Below are 22,778 nucleotides of genomic sequence, written 5' to 3' on the forward strand. Positions count from 1 at the left end.
ATTTGACTGCATGGGCCCGATGCAACTGATCTCCGTGAACCTCGGCCGCGCCACGGCCGTCGACTACACCGACGCCGAAGGGGGCATGACCGGCCACGGCAAGCGCCCGGTCCCCGGACCGGTCCGCGTCTTCGCCCCCGGCCCCAGGGCCACCGGTCCGGGCAGCGGCCTGGAGGGTGACGCCGTCTGCGACCGCCGCCACCACGGCGGAGACCACCAGGCCGTCTACGCGTACGCGCGCGAGGACCTGGACCTGTGGGAGCGCGAGCTGGGCCGCGAGCTGCCCGCCGGCGCCTTCGGCGAGAACTTCACCACCTCCGGCATCGACCTCAACACCGCCCGCCTCGGCGACCGCTGGCGCGTCGGTGCGGACCTGGTGCTCGAGGTGGCCTCGGCCCGCATTCCGTGCCGGACCTTCCAGGGGGCCCTGGGCGAGAGCGCCTGGGTCAAGCGGTTCACCCGGGAGGCACGGCCGGGCGCGTACCTGCGGGTGATCGAGGAGGGCTCCGTCAGGCCGGGCGACACCATCGAGATCACCCACCGTCCGGACCACGACGTGACGGTGGAGTTGTGGTTCCGCGCCTTCACCACCGAGCGCACCCTGCTGCCGCGCACCCGGGCCGCGGGCGCGGCGATGGAGCCGGAGGCCCACGAGCGGGTGCGCCAGTACGTGGAGAAGTACGGGGCCGGGGCCGGGGCGAGGTAGGGCCGCCGTCCGGGAGCACTAGGTTGCGCCTATGACGACTGCGTTGATTACAGGATCCACGGCGGGCATCGGCGCCGCCTTCGCCCGGCGGCTCGCCGCCCAGGGGCACAGTCTGGTGCTGGTGGCTCGCGACACCAAGCGGCTCGGCGAGCAGGCCACCGAACTCCACGACCGGCACGGCATCGAGGCCGAGGTGCTGGCCGCAGACCTCTCCACCGAGGAGGGCATCGCGGCGGTCGAGCGCCGCCTCGACGACCGCACCCACCCGGTGGACCTGCTGGTCAACAACGCCGGCTTCGGCAACAAGGGCCGCTACCTCGAGGTCTCCATGGCCGACGAGCTGACCATGCTGAAGGTGCACGTCGAGGCGGTGCTGCGGCTGACCTCGGCGGCCACCGGGTCGATGCGCTCGCGCGGCCGCGGCGGCGTGATCAACGTGGCCTCGGTGGCGGCGTTCGTACCGCGCGGCACCTACGGGGCGAGCAAGGCCTGGGTCGTGCAGTTCACGCAGGGCGCGGCGCGTGACCTGTCGGGGTCCGGGGTACGGCTGATGGCGCTGTGCCCCGGCTTCGTACGGACGGAGTTCCACCAGCGGGCCGGCATGGGCACGGACAACATCCCGGGGTGGATGTGGCTCGACGCCGACAAGCTGGTGGCCGCGGCCCTGGCGGACCTGGCGCGGGGCAAGACGGTGTCGATCCCCGACCCGCGGTACAAGGCGCTGATGGGCGTGGTGAAGCTGACGCCGCGCGGGCTGCTGGGCGGGATGTCCTCACGTACGGGCCGCAAGTACGGTCCCCAGTAGTCCTCGTACTCACGGGTAGACCAACCTATTGGGCGAAATCTTCCTAAAATGGACATGCCCCTTCGAGTCCGGGAGACCGTCATGACATTCGTACAGATAATCGATTACAAGACCAGTCGGCAGGACGACCTCACTCAGCTGCTGGACCGGTACGTCTCGCAGAGCCAGGGCAAGCGCACTGTCACCCACAGCATCGTGGGCAAGGACCGCGAGAACGAGAACCACTACGTGGACGTGGTCGAATTCCCCTCGTACGAAGAGGCCATGAAGAACTCTCAGCTCCCGGAGACGGACAAGATGTTCCAGGAGATGGTGGCCCTCTGTGAGGGGATGCCCAGCTTCACCAACCTGGACGTCGTACGGGACGAGCACCTCAACAAGATGCTCGCGGCCCGCATGTTCGACGAGCTGGCCATGTCGGGGGACCGCTCCGTCGCCGAGGAGATCTTCGCCTCCGACTACGCCGACCACGACATGGTCAAGGCCGACACCAACGCCCAGGGGATCGACGCCCTGATGGCGGACCTCGACATGTGGCGGTCCGCTTTCGAGATGTCCTTCACCAAGAACCAGCAGATCGCCGAAGGCGACTTCGTCACCACCCTGTGGACCTGGAACGCAACGCACACAGGGGAGTTCATGGGCCTCGCCCCGACCGGCAAGAAGGTCAGCGCGACCGGCTCGACGACGTTCCGCTGCAAGGACGGAATGATCGCCGAGGGCTGGTGGCATTACGACATCTTGAGCGTGATGCGGCAGTTGGGCCTCATGGAGGGCATGCCGGCCTGACCGCGCTCCTCACGACCCGCGCGGAAGGCGCCCACGCGAAGGCGACCCACGCGAAGGCGACCCACGCGAAGGCCCCCGTCCCACCGTACGAAGCGGTGGGACGGGGGCCTTCACACATGCGGCGACAGCGTCAGTGGCTGTGACCGTGACCGTGGCCGTGGCCCGCGTCGGCCTCTTCCTCGGCCGGCTTCTCGACGACCAGGGTCTCGGTCGTGAGCAGCAGGGAGGCGATGGAGGCGGCGTTCTCCAGCGCGGAGCGGGTGACCTTCACCGGGTCGATGACGCCGGCCTTGACCAGGTCGCCGTACTCGCCGGTGGCGGCGTTGAAGCCCTGGCCCTTGTCGAGCTCGGCGACCTTCGAGGTGATGACGTAGCCCTCGAGGCCGGCGTTCTCGGCGATCCAGCGCAGCGGCTCGACGGCGGCGCGGCGCACGACCGCGACACCGGTGGCCTCGTCGCCCGACAGGCCGAGGTTGCCCTCGAGGACCTTGACGGCGTGGACGAGCGCGGAGCCACCGCCGGAGACGATGCCCTCCTCGACCGCGGCGCGGGTCGCCGAGATGGCGTCCTCGAGGCGGTGCTTCTTCTCCTTGAGCTCCACCTCGGTGGCGGCGCCGACCTTGATGACGCAGACGCCGCCGGCGAGCTTCGCCAGACGCTCCTGCAGCTTCTCGCGGTCCCAGTCGGAGTCCGTGGCCTCGATCTCGGCCTTGATCTGGTTGACGCGGCCGAGAACGTCCTCGTGGCTGCCGCCACCGTCGACGATGGTCGTGTCGTCCTTGGAGATCGTGACGCGGCGGGCGGTGCCCAGGACGTCCAGACCGGCCTGGTCGAGCTTGAGGCCGACCTCCTCGGCGATGACGGTGGCACCGGTGAGGGTGGCCATGTCCTGCAGCATCGCCTTGCGGCGGTCACCGAAGCCGGGGGCCTTGACGGCCACCGCGTTGAAGGTGCCGCGGATCTTGTTGACGACGAGGGTGGAGAGCGCCTCGCCCTCGACGTCCTCGGCGATGATCAGCAGCGGCTTCGAGGCGCCGGCCTGGATGACCTTCTCGAGCAGCGGCAGGAGGTCCTGGATGGAGGAGATCTTGCCCTGGTTGATCAGGATGTACGGGTCGTCGAGGACGGCCTCCATGCGCTCCTGGTCGGAGACCATGTACGGCGAGAGGTAGCCCTTGTCGAAGGCCATGCCCTCGGTGAACTCCAGCTCCAGGCCGAAGGCGTTGGACTCCTCGACGGTGATGACACCGTCCTTGCCGACCTTGTCCATCGCCTCGGCGATGAGCTCGCCGACCTGCTGGTCCTGCGCGGAGAGCGCGGCCACGGCGGCGATGTCAGACTTGTCCTCGATGGGGCGGGCGGTCGCGAGGAGGTCCTCGGACACGGCCTTGACCGCGGCGTCGATGCCCTTCTTCAGGGCGGCCGGGGACGCACCCGCGGCGACGTTGCGCAGACCCTCGCGGACCAGCGCCTGGGCCAGCACGGTGGCGGTGGTGGTGCCGTCACCCGCGATGTCGTTGGTCTTGGTCGCCACCTCCTTCACGAGCTGCGCGCCCAGGTTCTCGTACGGGTCGTCCAGCTCGACCTCGCGGGCGATGGTGACACCGTCGTTGGTGATGGTGGGGGCGCCGAACTTCTTGTCGATGACGACGTTGCGGCCCTTGGGACCGATCGTCACCTTCACCGTGTCGGCAAGCTTGTTGACGCCGCGCTCGAGGGCGCGACGGGCGTCCTCGTCGAACTTCAGGATCTTCGGCATGGGAGCGGTTCAGTCCTCTCGTTGCGATCCTCGGCCGCTCACCGCGACCTCCACCGCCTAGAACGAACTACGCCCCTCGCCGCCCGGCATCAGCAGGGTGACCAGGGGCGCAGCTCAAATCAAAACTGGAAGCGAATTACTTCTCGACGATCGCGAGCACGTCGCGGGCCGAGAGGACGAGGTACTCCTCGCCGCTGTACTTCACTTCGGTGCCGCCGTACTTGCTGTACAGCACGATGTCGCCGACGTTGACGTCCAGCGGGAGACGCTGGCCGTCCTCGAACCGGCCCGGGCCCACGGCGAGGACGACGCCCTCCTGGGGCTTCTCCTTCGCGGTGTCCGGGATGACCAGGCCGGAGGCCGTGGTCTGCTCGGCGTCGAGCGGCTGGACCACAATGCGGTCCTCAAGCGGCTTGATGGCAACCTTGGAGCTGGCGGTCGTCACGATCCGACCTCCCCCTTCGGAGATCCGGGGTTAACTGTCTGAGGTGGCGACCAGGTCGATCCGTCGTCGCGGGTGCCGGACCTGCCTGTCGCTGTGTTGGCACTCACCGGGGGCGAGTGCCAGGTGCGAGACTATTCCGGCGATTAGCACTCGGTCAAGCGGAGTGCCAATTATCGACGGTGGGCGTTGCGCGGACCGGCTCCCGGAACCGGCGAAATCCCGGCGCACGGACGTTCGATCTCCTTACCCTCCGGTCATGACCAGGACGAACTCCGGCGTGCGGTGGCGGTACGCCGTCCCGATCGCGGTCGGCCTCGTGGCCGGTACCTACATGCTGTCGAACGCCGTGCCGCGGCTCGCGGCCCAGGCGGCCGGGGTCGAGGGCGCCTTCAGTGCCACCCGGTGTACGGAGGAGCGGGACTCGGACGGGGACCTGCACTGGATGTGCGAGGGCTCCTTCGCGGCGGGCGACGGATCGTTCGCGATCCCCCGGGTCGAGGTCGATACCGCCTTCGACACCCGGCCGGACGGACCCACGACCGCCTTCGTCCTCGGGCCGTCCTCCGGCACGGCCGTCCGGCCGGGCGTCCTCGTGTGGCTAGGGCCGGGGGCGGTGGGGGCGCTCTCGCTCGCCCTTCCCGTGTGGGCGCTGCGTCGGGGGAGGAAGGGCGCGAGGAACCACGGGGAGGACATCAACGTCATAGACGATATGAAGATAAAGCGCCTCATTGCCGAGCAGATCGGGCCGAAGGCCCCTCCGAGCCCGAGCGCACCAGGCGCTGCTTCCCCTTCATCTCCCCCACCGTCGCCGGCGGCAGGACCTTTCGCACCCTCCGGGTCGTCCGCGTCGTCCGCCCTCACGGCCGGGCCCGGCTCCACGGACGGTGGCGGCATCCCGTGCGTGGACTGAAACCCCTGACGACGGCGGGCTCGCGCCGCCGCACCGAGGCGCTGCTGCTCGTCTTCGTCGTCGCCCTCGCCGTTTTCGGCCACGCCAACGCCGGCCTCGCCATGAACGGCGAGCTGCCACCCAACCTCACCGGCTTCACGATCAGCATGACGCTGCTGTCGCTGGTCGGGCACCTGGGCATCCGCCGGTTCGCGGCGTACGCCGACCCGCTGGTCTTCCCGTTGGCCATGCTGCTGACCGGGCTGGGGCTGGTGCTGATCCACCGCCTCGACCAGGGGTACATCGAGCGGTACAACTCGGACGCGAACGCTCCGGGCCAGCTGATGTGGACGGTGGTCGGGGTCGCCGCCTGCCTCCTGGTGGTGGCGCTGCTGCGCGACCACCGGCTGCTGCAGCGGTTCATCTACCTCACGATGGCCGTCGCGCTGGTGCTGCTGATCGCCCCGGCGTTCTTCGGGGCGGACACGTACGGCGCCAAGCGGTGGATCATCCTCTTCGGGTTCTCGCTCCAGCCCGGCGAATTCGTGAAGATCATGATTGCGATCTTCTTCGCGGGCTACCTCGTCGTCCACCGGGACTCGCTGGCCCTGGCCGGCCGCACGTTCCTCGGCATGCGGCTGCCGCCCATGCGCCAGCTGGGACCGATCATCACGGTGTGGATCGTCTCGATGCTGGTGCTGGTCTTCGAACGCGACCTGGGTACGTCGCTGATCTTCTTCGGCGTCTTCGTGGTGATGCTGTACGTGGCCACCGAGCGCACCAGCTGGATCGTGTGCGGCCTGTTCATGGCGGCGGTGGGCGCCTTCGCCGTGGGCTCGACGGAACCGCACGTCAAGGCGCGCGTGGCGGCCTGGCTGAATCCACTCTCCGTCTACTGGGACACCCCTCCCCCGGGGATCACCTCGGACCAGTCGGCGCAGGCGCTGTTCAGCTTCGGCACGGGCGGCATCTCCGGAACGGGTCTCGGCATGGGCCACCCGGAGCTGATCAAGTTCGCGGGCCGCAGCGACTTCATCCTGACGACGGTCGGCGAGGAGCTCGGCCTGGCCGGGGTCATGGCGGTCCTGATCCTGTACGCGCTCCTCGTGCAGCGAGGGCTGCGGATGGCACTCGGCGCCCGCGACCCCTTCGGCAAACTGCTGGCGGTGGGCCTCGCCTCGGCGCTGGCCCTCCAGGTCTTCGTGGTCGCGGGCGGCGTCACCGGCCTGATCCCCCTGACGGGCAAGGCCCTGCCGTTCCTGGCCAAGGGCGGCTCGTCCCTCCTGGCCAACTGGATCATGATCGCCCTGCTGCTCCGCATCAGCGACAGCGCGGAACGCCAACGCCAGGCGGACGCCCGGGGCCCGGTGGAAACGACGATCACGCCGGTGGTGTCGGGGGTGTAGGGGGCTCGGCCTTGGCCCGGGGTGGGCCCGGAGTCAGCCGGTGACATGCGCAGCACGGGTGGCCGGCGGGCGGGGGCGCCGTGCGAAGGTCGCGCCGTGCGAAGGTCGCGCCGTGCGAAGGCGCTGCCCTGATGGCCGTTCAGGCCTTGCTGCCGGGGCTGCCGGGGCTGCCCGTGGCCGGGGAGCCGGCCTGCCATTCGCGGGCGATCCCTCGGATCAGTGCCGGGTAGACGCCGAGGTACCGGAAGGGCTTGATGGCCGCCATGTACGCGGCGCCGAGCGGTCCGTTCGGTTTCACCAGGACGGCCATCTGGCCGCGGTAGCCGCCGGAGCCGTCCGGGACCCAGCCGATGTGCATCACGCCGTGCACGGTCCTGTTGGCCATCTCCGCCGCCCACTCGTCCCGCGTCTGGTAGACGGAGGTGAACGGGACCGAGTCGAGGTCCGGCCCGCGGGGACCTTCGCGGAGGTCCGCCGGCAGGCGGTCCCGCAGCGTCGGCACCCGGCCGCCGATGCCGGTGGTGGGCTTGTCCAGGCCGAGCAGTGCGCCGAGCTTCCAGCGGAGCGCGAAGAGCATGCGCCCCACCGGGGAGGGCACGGGATCGCCCTTGCCGTGCGCGAGCTGGCGCACGAGCCGCTCGAGGTCGTCGGGGCCGCCCGGCGTCGGGAGCGCCCACACGTCCTCCAGGTGGAAGTCGCCGGCGATTTCGTGGATCCGCCAGGGCTGGGAGGTGTGCGCGGTCCGGGGGAGTCTCATGAACAAGCTCCTGTCTATACGATGCCGTATAGATGCAGGCTAGCACCTGTCTATACGGCACCGTATAGACAGGGGGAGACGTGAGCGGAGACACAGCATGGGCACGACCCGCACGCCCCGCGGCAAGTGGATCGAGGAGGGGTTGCGGGCGCTCGCCTCGGGCGGTCCCGAGGCCGTCAGGATCGAGTCGCTCGCGCAGGCCCTCGGCGTCAGCAAGGGCGGTTTCTACGGGTACTTCGGCAACCGGGGCGCGCTCTTGACCGAGCTGCTCGACACCTGGGAGCACGAGGCCGCCCAGGCGGTGATCGACCAGGTCGAGAGCGGCGGCGGAGAGGCCAGGGCCCGGCTGGAGCGGCTGTTCGCGATCGCCTCGTCCGGCGCCGAGGGGCCGATGACGGGCGTCGCGGCCGAGCTCGCGATCCGCGACTGGGCCCGGCGCGACGAGGACGTCGCGCAGCGCCTGCGGCGCGTCGACAACCGGCGCATGGACTACCTGCGCTCGTTGTTCGGGGCGATCTGCACCGACCCGGACGACGTCGAGGTGCGCTGCATGCTCGCCTTCTCCGTGCGGATCGGCGAGTACTTCATCGCCGCCGATCACGGAGGTCGCAGCCGGGCCGAGATGATGGAGCTGACCAAGCGCTGGCTGCTGCGGTAGCGGCGCCCGTCCCGCCCTTCCGCCCTACAGGTAGTCCTCCAGGCGCCCTATCCGGTAGCCCTGGTCCTGGATGCGCTGGAGCATCCGGGTCGTCATCTGGGTCTCCGTCGTGCCCTTGAGCTCGGCGGGGCCGCGGAAGTGCGCCAGGATGATGTCGCCCGGTTTGAGGGCGGATCCCTCGGCGTACTGGAAGTTGTTGATCTGCATCGAGACCTTCCACAGCACCAGGGACGAGACTCCGCACTCCGAGGCGGCCCGGAGGGTGTCGTCGTTGTAGTTGCCGAAGGGCGGGCGGAAGAGCGGCGGGCGCTGCCCGAAGCGCTTCTCCAGGCGTTCCTGCTGGCCGCATATCTGGTGCTTCTGCGCCTCGAAGGACAGGGTCCGCAGGTTCGGATGCGTCAGGGTGTGGTTGTTGATCGTGCTCTGCGAGCCGTTGTCGCGGAGCTTCTCGAAGTGCCCGTAGTCCGACGAAGCCACGCTGTCCGTCAGGAACATGCTGATCGGCAGCTTCAGGTCGGCCGCCATCGTCAGGAACTCGGGGTCCTTCTCCGCGCCGTCGTCGTAGGTCAGGAAGACGACCTTGTCGTCCGCCGGGACGGGTATTCGGTCTATCACCGGGACCTTGCCCGGGGCGGCCTGGGGGATCTGCGGTTTCCGCTCCGGCTTCGGTGCGTACTGGACGGGTCCCGTCAGTCCCCATTTGCGGTACGCCTCGTCCGAGGGGGAGGACGGAGCGGAGGAGGCGGAGGGCGACGCGGAAGTGCCCGATGTCCCTTGCGTCGCCTTCGACTTGGGTCCGAGCCGCTCGGTGGTGTCCGCGCCACCCCCGCACCCCGTCAGGGACAGCGCCAGCGCGCCGGCCGCCAGCGTCCCGGCCACCAACCGGCGCGCGCGCTTCACAGATAGTCCTCCAGGCGAGCCACGGCGTACCCCTTGTCCGTGACGGTCTTCATGACATGACGGATCATGTCAGGCATCGTGCCCTTCCAGTCGTCCCTGCCCCGGAAATGGGTCAGGATGATGTCACCGGGATGCAGGTCGCGGTCCCATTCGCGGTACTCCATCCGGTTCGGGAAGGCCTCCGCGTTCCACAGCGGCACTGCCTTGATCCCACAGGACTTGGCCGCGCGCAGCGTGTCCTGGTTGTAGTTGCCGTACGGCGGGCGGAAGAGCGTGGGCCGCTTGCCGAACTGCCTCTGGATCGTGTCCTGCTGGCCGCAGATCTCCTCGCGCTGCTTCTCGTACGAGAGGCCGGGCATGTAGCGGTGGTTGAGCGTGTGGTTGTTCAGGGTGACGCCGGCGGCCTGCATCGCCTTGAAGTACGGGTAGTTGTCCTTGACGATGTAGTCGCTGAGGAAGGCCGTGTACGGGATCTTCAGCTCCTGCATCATCTTCAGGAACTCGGGGTCCTTCTCCGCGCCGTCGTCGACGGTCAGGAAGACGACCTTGTCCTCCGTGTCGATGGTGGTGAAGACCGGCGGGTACTCCTCCTGGTCCTCCACCTCGAAGCCGTCGCGCGTGGTGAGCTCCGGCTTCTCCTTGGGCGCCGGCGGCGCGGCCAGCGGGGTCTTGCGCAGCCCCCACTTCTTCGCCGCCGCGATGCGCGCCTGCTGGGCGGCCTTGGCCTTCTCGGCGGCGCTGAGCGCGCCCGCCGCGCCCGCCTCCGCGCCCTTGGCCGCCTTCGCCTTCTCGGCCTTGTCCGGTGCTCCGGACGACTCGTCTGAGCCGCACGCCGTGCCGAGGGCGGCTACCAGCAGGGCGGCCACGGCCACCCCGAACCGGCCGCGCGGACCCGCCGCGTACCGGTGACCCTGTTGCGTCTTATCTTCCTTTTGTCGGACTAGCTGCATAGCTGCGCATCCTGGCACCCGACACGCGGGTCCCCCGGAAGACACCGCGAGCGGAGCCCCACCTTCCACCGACTGGCCCACTCCCCCGCAGGCCCCGGCCCGTCACCGACAATGGACGCGTGACCCCCGAAGACTTCGCCGCCCTCCTCACCCCCGAGGGGCGCGCCCTCCTCGACTCGCTCCGCGACTACGACCCCGCCCAGGAGCTGGCCGTCGCCACCCGGCTGCGCCGCGAGCACCCCGCCCGGCTGGTCTCCGCCGCACTCGGGCAGGCCCGGCTGCGGCAGCGTGCGGTGGCGAAGTTCGGAGCCGAGGACGCCTTCCGGATGTACTTCACGCCGGGCGGCGGCGAGATGGCCACCCGGGCGTCCGTGGCCTCGTACCGCGCCGAGCGGCTCGCCGGCCTGGGCGTGCGCAGCCTCGCCGACCTGTGCTGCGGCATCGGCGGGGACGCCCTCGCCCTGGCACGGCTGGGCATCCGGGTGCTCGCGGTCGACCACGACCCGCTGACCGTCGCCGTCGCGCGGGCCAACGCCGAGGCGCTGGGGCTGGCGGAGCTGATCGAGGTCCGGGAGGCGGACGTGACGGAGGTGGACACCTCCGGCCACGACGCCGTGTTCATCGACCCGGCCCGGCGGGGCGGGCGCGGCCGCATCTTCGATCCGGAGTCCTACTCGCCGCCGCTGTCGTGGGCCGTGGAGGCGGCCCGTACGGCGAAGTACGCCGCCATCAAGATCGCCCCGGGGATCCCGCACGAGGCGGTCCCGGCCGAGGCCGAAGCCGAGTGGATTTCCGACCAGGGGGACGTGAAGGAGGCCGTGCTCTGGTTCGGGACCGCGCCGGGGACCGTGCGCGCCACCCTGCTGCCCGGCCCGCGCGCCCTGCACACCGCTGCTCCGCTGCCCGACCCGCAAGCGGGTCCGGTCGGCCGCTGGCTCTACGAACCCGACGGCGCCGTGATCCGTGCGCACCTCGTCGCCGAGGTGGCCGAGCAGCTGGGCGGCAGGCTGATCGACCCGACCATCGCGTACGTCACCGCCGACGAGCTGCGCGCGACGCCGTACGCGACGGCGTACGAGATCACCGACGTCCTGCCCTTCGGGCTGAAGAAGCTGAAGGCGTTGCTGCGCGAACGCGGGGTGGGCGTGCTGACCGTGAAGAAGCGCGGCTCGGCCGTCGAGCCGGAGGAGCTGCGCAAGAAGGTCAAGCCGCAGGGCCCGAACGCGGCGACGGTCTTCCTGACCCGGGTCGCGGGCGCCCCGTCCATGCTGATCGGCACACCGGCCGTACCACCGGCGGTGACCCCCGGGCGGTGAGGCTCCGCCCGGCCCGTCGCCGCCGGGCGGCGCTGTGCCGTGCGGCGCGAGCTGCGCGCCGGGCAGGTGGCTACGGCGCGGGCGCCCGGAAGGTGCGGACCGCCCAGCGGTAGTGGGCGGCCGCCTTGGCGAGGCCCAGCAGGCCGGTGATCCACAGGATCTGGCCGATGCCCATGGTGTACGCGACCTCTCCGTACGTCGTGTCGCCCGGGCGGGCCGAGACCGCGGCGGCGAAGGCCACCCACAGCCCGAAGGCGCCCAGGACGAGCGAGGTGACCAGCCAGGTCAGGCTCCGCCCCGGCGCCCGGACGCGGGCGTCGGCGACCGGATCGCGGTCCGACTCCCCCCAGGCGTGCAGCAGGTGGCGCACCTGCCGGTCCCGCCGGGCGCCCCGGGCGACCCAGAACCCGGCCGGGATCAGCACCCCCGCGCCGAGCACGGCGAGGATGAGGCCGTAGACGTAGCCGAACGGGTCGTGCTGCTCGAAGGCCATCCAGGCCATGCCGATGAAGGACCAGCCCAGCACGAAGACGGCCGCGACGGCCCACAGGAGCAGCAACCGCCCCACCCCCAGGCTGCGTCGGCCCAGATCGCTCAGGAAGCGTGCGCGGTCGGCCCGTACGACGGCCTCGTCCAGCCAGCCGCGCAGGTGCGCGGGCGGCGGCGGAGGCGGCAGGTCACGACAAGGCATGGACATGACGATAGCCGCCGGGGCCGCGCCGGACCGGGCGGCCCTAGTCGGCCTCGACCGACTCGAAGCGCCAGCGGTGCACCGCACGCGCGATCAAGTCGGCGGCGGGCTCCGGGAGTTCGGGGAGGTCCGCCGACACCCCCGCGGCCGCCTCCCACCAGGTGATCACCAGCACCCGGTCCTGCGGGGCCCGGAACACCTCGCGGCGCACCGGCTCCCGGGCGAGGACCTGGGCGCGGGCCCACTCCAGCAGTTCGTTGCCCCGGCCGTCGGCGGCCCGGGCCTCCCACATCAGCGCGACGGTGCTCATGAGTACAGGTTGTCCTTGCTCAGCTCGTGCACGTGGTCGTGGTCGTGGGAGTGGCCGTGACCGTGCGCGTGCCCGTGTCCGTGCCCCTGTGTCCCCGGCACGTGCGGGTCCGTCACCGGCAGCGAGGAGTCCGCCGACAGGTCCCAGTCCGAGGCCGCCCGGTTCCGCTTGACCATCTCCGCGCCCAGCGCCGCCACCATCGCGCCGTTGTCGGTGCACAGCTTCGGCCGCGGCACCCGCAGGATGATCCCCGCGTCGTCGCACCGCTCCTGCGCCAGCGAGCGCAGCCGCGAGTTGGCCGCCACCCCGCCGCCGATCATCAGGTGGTCGACGCCCTCGTCCTTGCACGCCCGGATCGCCTTGCGCGTCAGCACGTCCACCACGGCCTCCTGGAAGGACGCCGCCACATCGCGCACCGGCACCTCCTCGCCCGCGTTCCGCTTCGCCTCGATCCAGCGGGCGACGGCCGTCTTCAGCCCGGAGAAGGAGAAGTCGTACGCCGGGTCGCGCGGCCCCGTCAGCCCGCGCGGGAACGCGATCGCCTTCGGGTCGCCCTCGCGCGCGAGCCGGTCGATGACCGGGCCGCCGGGGAAGCCCAGCTGGAGCACGCGGGCGATCTTGTCGAAGGCCTCGCCCGCCGCGTCGTCGATGGTCGCGCCGAGCGGCCGTACGTCGGAGGTGATGTCGGGGGCCAGCAGCAGCGAGGAGTGCCCGCCCGACACCAGCAGGGCCATCGTCGGTTCCGGCAGCGGCCCGTGCTCCAGCTGGTCCACGCAGATGTGCGAGGCCAGGTGGTTCACGCCGTAGAGCGGCTTGCCCAGCGCGTACGCGTACGCCTTGGCCGCCGAGGTGCCCACCAGCAGCGCCCCCGCCAGGCCCGGTCCGGCCGTGACCGCGATGCCGTCGAGGTCACGGGCGCTGACTCCGGCCTCCTTCAGGGCGCGTTCGATGGTGGGGACCATCGCCTCCAGGTGGGCGCGCGAGGCCACCTCGGGCACGACCCCGCCGAAGCGCGCGTGCTCGTCGACGCTGGACGCGACCGCGTCCGCGAGCAGGGTCGTACCGCGGACGATGCCGACGCCGGTCTCGTCGCAGGAGGTCTCGATGCCGAGGACGAGAGGTTCGTCAGCCATTGCTCTCACTGCTCTCAGTTCGTGCTTGTGCGGGGTCGGTCAGTCGCATGACGAGCGCGTCGACGTTGCCGGGCTGGTAGTAGCCCCGCCGGAAGCCGATGGGCTCGAAGCCGAAGCGCTCGTAGAGCTTCTGGGCGCGGGCGTTGTCCACCCGGACCTCCAGCAGCACCTCGGCGCATTCGAAGGCGGTGGCGGCGCGCAGCAGGTCGGTCAGGAGCCGGGCGCCGAGCCCGGTCCCCCACTGGTCGCGGGCGGCCGCGATGGTCTGTACGTCGGCCAGGTCGCCGGCGGCGGCCAGCCCGGCGTAGCCCACCAGCCGGCCCGACGCGTCCTCGGCGACGACGTACCGGCGCGTGGCCTGCGGGCCGCGTGCGTGGGCCAGTTCCGACCAGAACATCGCGGCGGACCAGGCGTCGTCGGGGAACAGCTCGTGCTCCAGTTCCAGCACGGGCTCGATGTCCCACCAGCGCATCTCGCGCAGCGTGTGGGGAGTGGGGGTCACTGCGGGGTGACCACCTTGTAGTTCTTGGGCACCTGCGCGTCGGGCCGCCGCAGGTAGAGCGGGGTCGCAGGCAAGAACTCCAGGCCCGCCGCCAGGCGCTCCGCGGCCAGCGAGACCAGCGCGGCGGCCGTCTGGTGCTCGGGCCCGCGCGCGTCGGGGAAGACCTCGGGGTACAGCATGGCGCCCTGGCCCACTGCCGGGAGGCCCGCGACCTGCTCGGCGATGTCGGCCGGGCGGTCCACGGCGGGCTCGCCGACCCGCGTGCGGGGGTCCTCGTAGCGCGCCCAGTAGACCTCCTTGCGCCGCGCGTCGGTGGCGACGGTGAAGGGGCCCTCGATCCCGGCGGCACCGGCGGCGTACGCGAGCCCGTCGAGGGTGCACAGGCCGTGCACGGGCACGCCCAGCACGGCGGCGAAGGTGGAGGCGGTGACGAGGCCGACACGCAGACCGGTGTAGGGGCCGGGGCCGACCCCGACGACGATGCCGGTGACGGCGTCGAGCTTCAGCCCGGCCTCGGCGAGCACCTTGTCCACGGAGGGCAGCAGCAGCTCCCCGTGGCGGCGGGCGTCGACCAGGTTCGACTCGGCGAGGACGGACTCGCCGTCGTGCAGGGCGACGGTGACGGCGGGCGTGGCGGTATCTACAGCGAGCAAGAGCACGCGAACAGCCTACGACTCCACGGCCCCCGGGCTGTGCGGCCGGTTGCGGAGCGGGCCTGCTGCTACCTTTCGATCAGGCATCGGCCGAGGCAACAGGCAGCGCGGAGAGGTGGAGCAAGGTGGCACGCAGCAGCTCGGGAATCGTGGCCGGGCTCACCGCCGCGGCACTCGCCGCGATCGGTTTCCTCGGCTACCAGGCGTCCGCGACGGCTCCCGAACGGCCTGCGCAGGCGGCCGTGCAGGGCCCGGCCCCCGCCCCCAGCCCGGCCGCGGGCAAGCAGGACCCGGCGAAGCCGGTGCCGGTGCCGGAGGGCTCGGGCACCGGGGTGCGCGTCGTCTACTCGGTCGGGCAGAAGCGCGTGTGGCTGGTGGGCGAGGCAGGTCAGGAGCCCAAGTCGTTCACGGTGATGCCGAGCACGGTGCACCCGAAGGCGGGCAGCTACCTGGTGGGGTCGCGCTCGGGCGCGGTCACCGGCTCGGACGGGGTGCCGATCGAGCACGTCGTACGGTTCACCAGCGTGGAGGGCGTGGCGATCGGCTTCAGCGCCCGCGCGGACGGCGCGACACCGGCGCCCGACCCGAACCGCAAGACCGGCGGCATCCGCATGACGAAGGCCGACGGCGACGCGATGTGGGCCTTCGCCACGATCAACTCGAAGGTCGTCGTCGTTCCCTGACGCCCCGCACGCAGACCACCCGTACGTGCGACGGGGCCGCGTTCCCCGCCCAGCTAGGCCGCTTCGGACTCCGGAGCGGCCTGTTCGCGTACGCCGTCCTGCGGCTCCCCCTCGGCCGTCACCCGCGCGGGGGCGGGCGGCGTCGAGACGGCGCTGGCGGCCACGCCCGCGGCGAGCAGCGCCCCCATGGACACGGCGGACGGCCGGGGCTCGCGCTGCGCTCCTGCTGGTGCCGACATGGCTGCCTCCTGGACCCGGGACGCCGAACTTAGGCATGCCTAAGAAACTCTCGGTACCATGTCATCACGCTCCCGGCCGCGGGCGCAATATCTTGCCGACGGGTTGTCGGTACGCGTGTCGGGAAGTGCCCGTCGGGCGCCGTCGCCAGGAGCCCCGGGCCGCGGCCCGGCGCGTTACTCCGAGAGGGCTCCGGCCAGGGCCTCCAGCCCGGCCCCCTCGGCCCAGCGCGCCCCGATCCCGCGCACCGACACCTCCCGTACGTCGTCCAGGACCTCCTCGTGGCCGACCGCCCGGCCGATCACCACGTGCAGCCGGTCGTCGGAGAGGTCCTCCACCTTGCCGTCGCCCCATTCCACGACGACCACGGACTCGGGCAGCGAGACGTCGAGGTCCAGGTCCTCCATCTCGTCCAGCCCGCCGCCCAGCCGGTACGCGTCCACGTGCACCAGCGCGGGCCCGCCGGTCAGCGAGGGGTGGACGCGAGCGATCACGAAGGTCGGCGAGGTCACGGCCCCGCGCACGCCGAGCCCCTCGCCGAGCCCGCGGGTCAGCGTGGTCTTGCCCGCGCCGAGCTCGCCGGTCAGCAGGACGAGGTCGCCCGGGCGCAGCAGGCCGGCGAGCCTGCGGCCCAAGTCCCGCATGCGGTCCGGGGAGTCGACGGTGATCCGGGTCTGGGATCCGGCGCCGGTCTCAGGTGCCGGTGCCTGGCTGCGCTGTGCTTCCAGCGGTACTTCTTCCATGCCCGCCAACGTTAGTCGCTGCGAGGGCGGGGACCGCCCCGGTGCGCGCCAGCAGCTCGGTCAGCAGCCGCGTCACCGTCTCGGGCCGCTCCAGCATCATCAGGTGCCCGGTGTCCTCCAGGATCACCAGCTCGGCGCCCGGCAGCACCTCCTTGACGGCCACGCTGTGCCCGGGCGGGGTGATCATGTCCTTGTCCCCGGCGACGACGGTGACGGGGACGTCCGCGAACCGCTGGAGGGCCACGGTCTTGTCGTGGGTCTGGAAGGCCGGGTAGAACTCGGCGACCACGTCGATCGGGGTGGCCTCGATGAGCCGCTCCGCGAAGCGCGCGACGCCCGGGTCCACGTCGCGGGAGCCGAACGAGTACATCTTGATCATGCCCGCGAAGAGGTCGGCGGTGGCCCGGCGGCCCTTTTCGACGAGCTCCACCTGCGAGCCGAGCGCCTTCAGCACGCCCGGCAGGAGCCGGCGTACGGCCCCCACCCCGACGGAGGGCAGCCCGTACGTCACCTCGTCGAGGCGGCCGCTGGAGGTACCGACCAGGGCGACGCCGACGACGCGGTCGCGCACGAGTTCGGGAAACTGCTCCGCCAATCCCATGATGGTCATTCCGCCCATCGAGTGACCCACCAGGATCAGCGGTCCCTCCGGGGCGGCGGCGTCGATGACGGCCTTCAGATCGCGGCCGAGCTGCTCGATGGTGATCGGCTCGCCGTCCGCCTGGGCCATCCCGCGGGCGCTGCGGCCGTGGCTGCGCTGGTCCCAGTACACGGCGCGGACCACTCCGCGCAGTGCGGCGCGCTGGAAGTGCCAGGAGTCCTGGCCGAGGCAGTAGCCGTGGCAGAAGACGACGGTGGCCCCGGGGGCGGGCTTGCGGCGCAGCCGCGACCGCGGCCGCTTGGCGTCCTCGGGGAGCTCGTCGACCTCGTAGTAGAGCTCGGTGGCGTCCTCGGCCCGGCAGGTCCCCTGCGTGCCGCGCAGCGAGCCGTAGTCACCGGCGGCGTCCAGGGCCAGGCGCGCCTTCCTGCGCATGCCGCGCCCGACGGTGATCCGTTCCACGGCGACGCCGGCCGCCGCGCCCGCCGCTATCACGCCGATGGCAGCCCCGGCCCAGCCGGCCTTGCGCCAGTTCTCGCTCACGCCGCCGCCCTCACTCCGTCTCAGGCGCCCAGGTACACCCGGGGCACGCGCCCTCCGATACGGGTGACGATCTCATACGCGATGGTGTCCGACGCTCGAGCCCAGTCCTCGGCGGTGGGCTCGCCGCGCTCCGCGTCACCGAAGATGACGGCTTCGTCGCCGGCCTGCACACGGTCGCCGCCCAGGTCGACCACGAACTGGTCCATCGCGACGCGCCCGGCGACGTGCCGGATCTTGCCGCCGACCAGCACCGGGCCGCGGCCGGAGGCGTGCCGCGGGATGCCGTCGGCGTAGCCGGCCGGGATCAGCGCGAGCGTGGTCTCGGTCTCGGTGAGGTAGTGGTGCCCGTAGCTCACGCCGTGGCCCGCCGGGACCGTCTTGACCAGCGCCAGGGAGGCCTTGAGGGCCATGGCGGGCCGCAGGCCGAGCTGGGCCGGGGTACCGAGTTCGGGCGCGGGCGAGACCCCGTAGACGGCCAGTCCGCAGCGGACGAGGTCGAAGTGGGACTCGGGCAGGGTGAGCGTGGCGGGCGAGTTGGCGATGTGCCTGACCTCGGGCTCCACGCCCTCCTTCTCGGCGTAGGCGAGCATGTCGCGGAAGGCGGTGAGCTGCAGCTGGATGGACGGGTGGCCGGGCTCGTCGGCGCAGGCGAAGTGCGACCAGAGGCCGGTGACCTTGACGGTTCCCTCGGCCTGGGCGGCGACGGCGGCCCCGACCAGCTCCGCCCAGTCGGCGGGCTGGCACCCGTTGCGGCCGAGGCCCGTGTCCGCCTTGAGCTGGATACGGGCGGTGCGGCCCGCCGCGCGGGCGGCGGCGCGGACCTCGTCCAGGGCCCACATGCCGCTGACGGACACGTCGATACCGGCCTCGACGGCCTCCTGCCAGGGCCCTCCGGGGGTCCAGAGCCAGCACATGATCCGGCCTTCGACCCCGGCGGCGCGCAGCGCGAGCGCCTCCTCCGGCGTGGCGGTCCCGATCCAGGTGGCGCCGGCCTGCTGGGCGGCCTTGGCGCAGGCCAACGCGCCGTGGCCGTAGGCGTCCGCCTTGACGACGGCCATCAGGGCGGCCCGGGGCGCCCGCTCGCGCAGCGCGCGTACGTTCGCCCGTACGGCGTCCAGATCGATCTCGGCGTACACGCGCGTCGGTGTCTCGTTCATCCCGCACAGTCTCTCAGACCCCGCCGATCCGCCCCCTGCGGCGGGCCCGGCGCGGCGCCGCTCCCGGGGGCCCGGCTCCCGGGGACTCGGCCCGGGGCCCGCTCCCGGGGCCCGGCTCCCGGGGGCTCCGCCCCGGACCCCGCGCCTCAAACGCCGGCGAGGCTGGACGTGCCCCTGCCGCCCAGCCGGTGCGCCTCCCCTCCTGGGGCTCCGCCCCAGACCCCGCGCCTCACACGCCGGCGAGGCTGGACGTGCCTCCCATCGCCGTCAGGTGCGGCGCCGCTGCATGTCTGCGCGCCGGGCAGGCCCCCGGCCGGGGTGCCGCGCACGGCAGTGGCAGCAGGGCTCAGGTTGGGGCGGTGCCCCGTCAGCCGCGGCAGGCCTCGCGCCACGCCGCCGGCAGGGACTCGGCGAGCTGGTGGGCCAGGAGGGGGCCCCCTGCCAGCCGGGCCGCCAGGCCGTGGAGGTACGCCGCCACCGACCCGGCGTCGGGGCCCGACAGCCCGGCCGCCAGCAGGGACCCGGCCAGCCCGGACAGCACGTCACCGCTCCCCGCGGTCGCCAGCCACGACGTCCCCGTCGGGTTCACCCGCACCGGCCCCCCGCCGGAGGCGACCAGCGTCGTCGAGCCCTTCAGCAGCACCGCCGACCCGTACCGCTCCGTCAGCCGCCGCACCGCCCCCAGCCGTCCCGCCTCCACCGAGTCCCGAGGAACCCCCAGCAGCGCCGCCGCCTCCCCCGCGTGCGGGGTCAGCAGGGTCGGGGCCGTCCGGGCCCGCAGCACGGCCGCGTCCATCCCCCGCAGCCCGTCCGCGTCCACCAGCACCGGCACGTCCTGCGCCAGCAGCTCCGCGACCTCGCCGCCGCGCCCCTCGCCCAGCCCCGGACCGACCACCCACGCCTGCACCCGGCCCGGCCCGATGAGCGTCTCCGGGTACCGTGCGAGCACGGCCTCCGCGGCCGGCCCCACGTACCGCACCGCGCCCGCGCCGCCCCGCAGCGCCCCCGCCACGGCCAGGACGGCCGCGCCCGGGTACTGCACGGACCCGGCGGCGATCCCGACCACGCCCCGCCGGTACTTGTCGCTCGACGCCGTCGGCACCGGCAGCAGGCCCGCCACGTCCGCGTGTTGCAGGGCCTCCACCGCGGGGCGGCCGGGCAGGTCCAGGCCGATGTCCACCCGGTGGACCACACCCGCCCGCGAGGCCCCCGGATCGATGAGCAGCCCCGGCTTGTACGCCCCGAAGGTGACGGTCACCGCGGCCGTGACGGCCGGCCCCGCCACCTCCCCGGTGTCCGCGTCCACCCCGCTCGGCAGGTCCACGGCGACCACCGTGGCCCCCGGCGGGATCCGCTCCACCAGCGCCGCCGCGGCCGGCCGCAGTCCGCCGCGGCCGCCGATGCCCAGCAGGCCGTCCACCACGAGGTCCGCCCGCCGCGGTACGGCGTCCTCGACGCGGCCCCCGGCGGCCCGCAGCGCGGCGAGCCCGCCCGCGTGCACCCGCCCGGGGTCCATCGGCACCGCCGTCACCCCCGCCCCGCGCCGGGCGAGCCGCGCCCCGGCGTAGAGCGCGTCGCCGCCGTTGTCCCCAGGGCCGACCAGCAGCACGATCCGGGACCCGTACACCCGTCCCAGCAGCCCCGCGCAGACGGCGGCCAGCCCGGCCGCCGCCCGCTGCATCAGGGCCCCTTCGGGCAGCCGCGCCATCAGCTCCCGCTCGGCGGCCCGTACGGTCTCCACGCTGTAAGCAGTACGCATGGCACCACCCTGCCCCAAGAGCGCCGCCGGGCGGGCTACCCCTCGGCGATCACCACGGCCGACGCGACACCGGCGTCGTGGCTCAGCGAGATGTGCCAGGACTTCACGCCCAGCGCCCGCGCCCGCTCCGCGACCGTCCCGGACACCCGCAGGCGCGGCTGCCCGGAGTCCTCCACGTACACCTCGGCGTCGGTCCACAGCAGACCGGCGGGTGCGCCGAGCGCCTTGGCCAGGGCTTCCTTGGCCGCGAACCGGGCGGCGAGCGAGGCGATCCCGCGCCGCTCACCGCTCGGCAGCGTCAACTCGGTGTCGAGGAAGAGCCGTCCCGCCATGTTCGGCGTCCGCTCCAGCGCCGCTCCGAACCGCTCGATCTCCGCGACGTCGATCCCCACACCGATGATCACAACAACAGCCCCGCTTCGCTCACTCCACCGCCACCACGGCGCCTGATCGTCGGCGGCCCGCTCCGCTCGCTGCGCTCACTCCACGGTCACCGACTTCGCGAGGTTACGCGGCTGGTCGACCTCGTTCCCGCGCGCCGTCGCCAGCTCGCACGCGAAGACCTGCAACGGCACCGTGGCCACCAGGGGTTGGAGCAGCGTGGGCGTGGCCGGGATCCGGATCAGGTGGTCGGCGTACGGGACGACCGCCTCGTCGCCCTCCTCCGCGATCACGATGGTGCGGGCCCCGCGCGCCCGGATCTCCTGGATGTTCGACACGATCTTGTCGTGGAGCACCGACCGCCCGCGCGGCGAGGGGACGACCACCACCACCGGCAGGTCCTCCTCGATCAGCGCGATCGGCCCGTGCTTGAGCTCGCCCGCCGCGAAGCCCTCGGCGTGCATGTACGCCAGCTCCTTGAGCTTGAGCGCGCCCTCCAGCGCCACCGGGTACCCGACGTGCCGGCCCAGGAACAGCACGGTGTCCTTGTCGGCGAGGGACCGTGCGAGCGCGCGGACCGGCTCCATGGTCTCCAGCACGGTGTCCACGGCCGCGGCGATGTCCGACAGTTCCCGGATCACCGCCCGGATCTCGTCGCCCCACTTGGTGCCGCGCACCTGCCCCAGGTACAGCGCCACGAGGTAGCAGGCCACGAGCTGCGTCAGGAAGGCCTTGGTGGAGGCGACCGCCACCTCCGGGCCCGCATGCGTGTACAGCACCGCATCCGACTCCCGCGGAATGGTCGACCCGTTCGTGTTGCAGATGGCCAGCACCTTGGCGCCCTGCTCGCGCGCGTGCCGCAGCGCCATGAGGGTGTCCATGGTCTCCCCGGACTGCGAGATCGCGACGACCAGCGTCCGCTGGTCCAGGATCGGGTCGCGGTAGCGGAACTCGCTCGCCAGCTCCGTCTCGCACGGGATGCGGGTCCAGTGCTCGATGGCCAGCTTCGCAATCATGCCCGCGTGGTACGCCGTACCGCACGCCACGATCACGACCTTGTCGACCTCCCTGAGCACCGAGGCGGGGATGCGCACCTCGTCCAAGGTCAGCGAACCGCTCGCGTCGATCCTGCCCAGGAGGGTGTCGGCGACGGCCTTCGGCTGCTCGGCGATCTCCTTGAGCATGAAGTAGTCGTAACCCCCCTTCTCGGCCGCCGAGGCGTCCCAGTCCACGTGGTACGCCCGCACGGAGGCGGCCGAACCGTCGAAGTTGGTCACCGTCACCCCGTCGCGCCGCAGTTCGACGACCTGGTCCTGCCCCAGTTCGATCGCGGACCGGGTGTGGGCGATGAACGCGGCCACGTCCGAGGCGAGGAAGTTCTCGCCCTCTCCCACGCCCACCACCAGGGGCGAGTTGCGGCGCGCGCCGACGACCACGTCGGGTGCGTCGGCGTGCACCGCGACGAGCGTGAAGGCCCCCTCCAGCCGCCGGCACACCTGCCGCATCGCCGCCGCCAGGTCGCCGTCGGCCGCGAACTCCTCGGCGAGCAGGTGCGCCACCACCTCGGTGTCCGTCTCGGACTCCAGCCGGTGCCCCCGCTCGGCGAGTTCGCTGCGCAGCACGGCGAAGTTCTCGATGATGCCGTTGTGCACGACCGCCACCCGCCCGGAGTTGTCCAGGTGGGGATGGGCGTTGGTGTCGGTCGGCCCGCCATGGGTGGCCCACCGGGTGTGCCCCAGGCCGGTCGAGCCGGCCGGCAGCGGGTTGCCCACCAGCTCCTTCTCCAGGTTGACGAGCTTGCCGGCCTTCTTGGCGGCGGCCAGTTCGCCCTCGCAGAGCACGGCGACCCCTGCCGAGTCGTAGCCGCGGTACTCCAGTCGCTTGAGTCCGGCGATGACCACATCGAGCGCCGACTGCGCTCCCACGTAACCCACAATTCCGCACATAGGCCGCAGCGTACGCCGAAGTTGAGCTCCTGCCCCGTACCCGACGAGACGAAAACCCCGCC

25 protein-coding genes are annotated in these 22,778 nt (G+C 72.2%); 8 read left to right on the forward strand and 17 right to left on the reverse strand.

Annotated elements, in window-relative coordinates:
* Nucleotides 1-19: 19 nt before the first annotated feature.
* From AB0D44_RS01815 to AB0D44_RS01825, 3 genes are all read left to right on the forward strand, one after another.
* The gene (locus AB0D44_RS01815; RefSeq protein WP_362583398.1) at nt 20-706 is read left to right on the forward strand and encodes an MOSC domain-containing protein; all 687 of its coding nucleotides are present in this window, start codon (nt 20-22) and stop codon (nt 704-706) included.
* A gap of 31 nt (nt 707-737) precedes the next feature.
* Nucleotides 738-1,511: an SDR family oxidoreductase gene (locus AB0D44_RS01820; RefSeq protein ID WP_362582932.1), complete on the forward strand. Its 774-nt coding sequence runs from the start codon at nt 738-740 to the stop codon at nt 1,509-1,511.
* A gap of 81 nt (nt 1,512-1,592) precedes the next feature.
* The gene (locus AB0D44_RS01825; protein ID WP_362582934.1) at nt 1,593-2,300 is read left to right on the forward strand and encodes an ester cyclase; all 708 of its coding nucleotides are present in this window, start codon (nt 1,593-1,595) and stop codon (nt 2,298-2,300) included.
* 130 nt (nt 2,301-2,430) lie between these two features.
* Here AB0D44_RS01825 and groL read toward each other — a convergent pair whose 3' ends face one another.
* Nucleotides 2,431-4,059, reverse strand: a complete 1,629-nt coding sequence (gene groL / locus AB0D44_RS01830; protein WP_362582937.1) for a chaperonin GroEL — start codon at nt 4,057-4,059, stop codon at nt 2,431-2,433.
* Between the two features lie 136 nt (nt 4,060-4,195).
* On the reverse strand, nt 4,196-4,504 hold the full coding sequence (groES, locus tag AB0D44_RS01835; protein WP_007265952.1) for a co-chaperone GroES: 309 nt from the start codon (nt 4,502-4,504) through the stop codon (nt 4,196-4,198).
* Nucleotides 4,505-4,760: 256 nt separating this feature from the next.
* Between groES and AB0D44_RS01840 the strand changes: the two genes are divergently transcribed.
* On the forward strand, nt 4,761-5,414 hold the full coding sequence (locus AB0D44_RS01840) for a hypothetical protein (protein WP_362582940.1): 654 nt from the start codon (nt 4,761-4,763) through the stop codon (nt 5,412-5,414).
* On the forward strand, nt 5,402-6,799 hold the full coding sequence (locus AB0D44_RS01845; protein WP_362582943.1) for an FtsW/RodA/SpoVE family cell cycle protein: 1,398 nt from the start codon (nt 5,402-5,404) through the stop codon (nt 6,797-6,799). Before AB0D44_RS01840 ends, AB0D44_RS01845 begins: the two co-directional genes overlap by 13 nt.
* 139 nt (nt 6,800-6,938) lie before the next feature.
* Here AB0D44_RS01845 and AB0D44_RS01850 read toward each other — a convergent pair whose 3' ends face one another.
* Nucleotides 6,939-7,556: a DUF2867 domain-containing protein gene (locus AB0D44_RS01850; RefSeq protein WP_362582946.1), complete on the reverse strand. Its 618-nt coding sequence runs from the start codon at nt 7,554-7,556 to the stop codon at nt 6,939-6,941.
* Between the two features lie 97 nt (nt 7,557-7,653).
* On the opposite strand from AB0D44_RS01850, the gene AB0D44_RS01855 reads away from it, so the two are divergent.
* The gene (locus AB0D44_RS01855; RefSeq protein ID WP_362582949.1) at nt 7,654-8,214 is read left to right on the forward strand and encodes a TetR/AcrR family transcriptional regulator; all 561 of its coding nucleotides are present in this window, start codon (nt 7,654-7,656) and stop codon (nt 8,212-8,214) included.
* Between the two features lie 24 nt (nt 8,215-8,238).
* Here the strand turns inward: AB0D44_RS01855 and AB0D44_RS01860 are convergent, their stop codons facing one another.
* Both AB0D44_RS01860 and AB0D44_RS01865 read right to left on the reverse strand, forming a co-directional pair.
* Nucleotides 8,239-9,114: a polysaccharide deacetylase family protein gene (locus AB0D44_RS01860; protein ID WP_362582952.1), complete on the reverse strand. Its 876-nt coding sequence runs from the start codon at nt 9,112-9,114 to the stop codon at nt 8,239-8,241.
* Nucleotides 9,111-9,986, reverse strand: coding sequence for a polysaccharide deacetylase family protein (locus AB0D44_RS01865; RefSeq protein WP_362582955.1), 876 nt, complete (start codon nt 9,984-9,986; stop codon nt 9,111-9,113). The genes AB0D44_RS01860 and AB0D44_RS01865 overlap by 4 nt, the downstream gene beginning before the upstream one ends.
* 197 nt (nt 9,987-10,183) lie before the next feature.
* Between AB0D44_RS01865 and AB0D44_RS01870 the strand changes: the two genes are divergently transcribed.
* Complete coding sequence (locus AB0D44_RS01870; protein WP_362582958.1) at nt 10,184-11,380, forward strand: methyltransferase domain-containing protein; 1,197 nt, start codon at nt 10,184-10,186, stop codon at nt 11,378-11,380.
* A 70-nt stretch (nt 11,381-11,450) separates the two neighbouring features.
* Here the strand turns inward: AB0D44_RS01870 and AB0D44_RS01875 are convergent, their stop codons facing one another.
* Genes AB0D44_RS01875 through tsaB form a run of 5 tightly spaced genes read right to left on the reverse strand, consistent with a single transcriptional unit; the run spans nt 11,451 to nt 14,675 of the window.
* Nucleotides 11,451-12,071 carry a hypothetical protein gene (locus AB0D44_RS01875; RefSeq protein ID WP_362582961.1) on the reverse strand — a complete coding sequence of 207 codons (621 nt, stop codon included), beginning with the start codon at nt 12,069-12,071 and terminating at the stop codon, nt 11,451-11,453.
* Nucleotides 12,072-12,114: 43 nt separating this feature from the next.
* Nucleotides 12,115-12,381 carry a hypothetical protein gene (locus AB0D44_RS01880; RefSeq protein WP_362582963.1) on the reverse strand — a complete coding sequence of 89 codons (267 nt, stop codon included), beginning with the start codon at nt 12,379-12,381 and terminating at the stop codon, nt 12,115-12,117.
* A complete protein-coding gene (gene tsaD / locus AB0D44_RS01885; protein WP_362582966.1) occupies nt 12,378-13,514 on the reverse strand; it encodes a tRNA (adenosine(37)-N6)-threonylcarbamoyltransferase complex transferase subunit TsaD in 1,137 nt (378 codons plus the stop codon). The genes AB0D44_RS01880 and tsaD overlap by 4 nt, the downstream gene beginning before the upstream one ends.
* Nucleotides 13,507-13,986: a ribosomal protein S18-alanine N-acetyltransferase gene (gene rimI, locus AB0D44_RS01890; protein WP_362583401.1), complete on the reverse strand. Its 480-nt coding sequence runs from the start codon at nt 13,984-13,986 to the stop codon at nt 13,507-13,509. The genes tsaD and rimI overlap by 8 nt, the downstream gene beginning before the upstream one ends.
* A gap of 26 nt (nt 13,987-14,012) precedes the next feature.
* A complete protein-coding gene (gene tsaB, locus AB0D44_RS01895; protein ID WP_362582968.1) occupies nt 14,013-14,675 on the reverse strand; it encodes a tRNA (adenosine(37)-N6)-threonylcarbamoyltransferase complex dimerization subunit type 1 TsaB in 663 nt (220 codons plus the stop codon).
* Between the two features lie 119 nt (nt 14,676-14,794).
* Here tsaB and AB0D44_RS01900 point away from each other — a divergent pair, with 119 nt between their 5' ends.
* Nucleotides 14,795-15,352: a hypothetical protein gene (locus AB0D44_RS01900; RefSeq protein ID WP_362582971.1), complete on the forward strand. Its 558-nt coding sequence runs from the start codon at nt 14,795-14,797 to the stop codon at nt 15,350-15,352.
* Nucleotides 15,353-15,405: 53 nt separating this feature from the next.
* On the opposite strand, the gene AB0D44_RS01905 is transcribed toward AB0D44_RS01900, so the two are convergent.
* From AB0D44_RS01905 to glmS, 7 genes are all read right to left on the reverse strand, one after another.
* Nucleotides 15,406-15,591 carry a hypothetical protein gene (locus AB0D44_RS01905; RefSeq protein ID WP_362582974.1) on the reverse strand — a complete coding sequence of 62 codons (186 nt, stop codon included), beginning with the start codon at nt 15,589-15,591 and terminating at the stop codon, nt 15,406-15,408.
* A 174-nt stretch (nt 15,592-15,765) separates the two neighbouring features.
* A complete protein-coding gene (tsaE, locus tag AB0D44_RS01910; protein ID WP_362582977.1) occupies nt 15,766-16,332 on the reverse strand; it encodes a tRNA (adenosine(37)-N6)-threonylcarbamoyltransferase complex ATPase subunit type 1 TsaE in 567 nt (188 codons plus the stop codon).
* A complete protein-coding gene (locus AB0D44_RS01915; RefSeq protein ID WP_362582980.1) occupies nt 16,283-17,473 on the reverse strand; it encodes an alpha/beta hydrolase in 1,191 nt (396 codons plus the stop codon). The genes tsaE and AB0D44_RS01915 overlap by 50 nt, the downstream gene beginning before the upstream one ends.
* A 20-nt stretch (nt 17,474-17,493) precedes the next feature.
* Nucleotides 17,494-18,630, reverse strand: coding sequence for an alanine racemase (gene alr, locus AB0D44_RS01920; RefSeq protein WP_362582983.1), 1,137 nt, complete (start codon nt 18,628-18,630; stop codon nt 17,494-17,496).
* 367 nt (nt 18,631-18,997) lie between these two features.
* Nucleotides 18,998-20,389 carry an NAD(P)H-hydrate dehydratase gene (locus AB0D44_RS01925; protein ID WP_362582986.1) on the reverse strand — a complete coding sequence of 464 codons (1,392 nt, stop codon included), beginning with the start codon at nt 20,387-20,389 and terminating at the stop codon, nt 18,998-19,000.
* 35 nt (nt 20,390-20,424) lie between these two features.
* The gene (locus AB0D44_RS01930; RefSeq protein ID WP_362582988.1) at nt 20,425-20,793 is read right to left on the reverse strand and encodes a holo-ACP synthase; all 369 of its coding nucleotides are present in this window, start codon (nt 20,791-20,793) and stop codon (nt 20,425-20,427) included.
* 75 nt (nt 20,794-20,868) lie between these two features.
* Nucleotides 20,869-22,716, reverse strand: coding sequence for a glutamine--fructose-6-phosphate transaminase (isomerizing) (gene glmS, locus AB0D44_RS01935; RefSeq protein ID WP_362582991.1), 1,848 nt, complete (start codon nt 22,714-22,716; stop codon nt 20,869-20,871).
* Between the last annotated feature and the right edge of the window lie 62 nt (nt 22,717-22,778).

It is taken from the genome of Streptomyces sp. NPDC048349, from assembly GCF_040651925.1.
Taxonomy (GTDB): domain Bacteria; phylum Actinomycetota; class Actinomycetes; order Streptomycetales; family Streptomycetaceae; genus Streptomyces.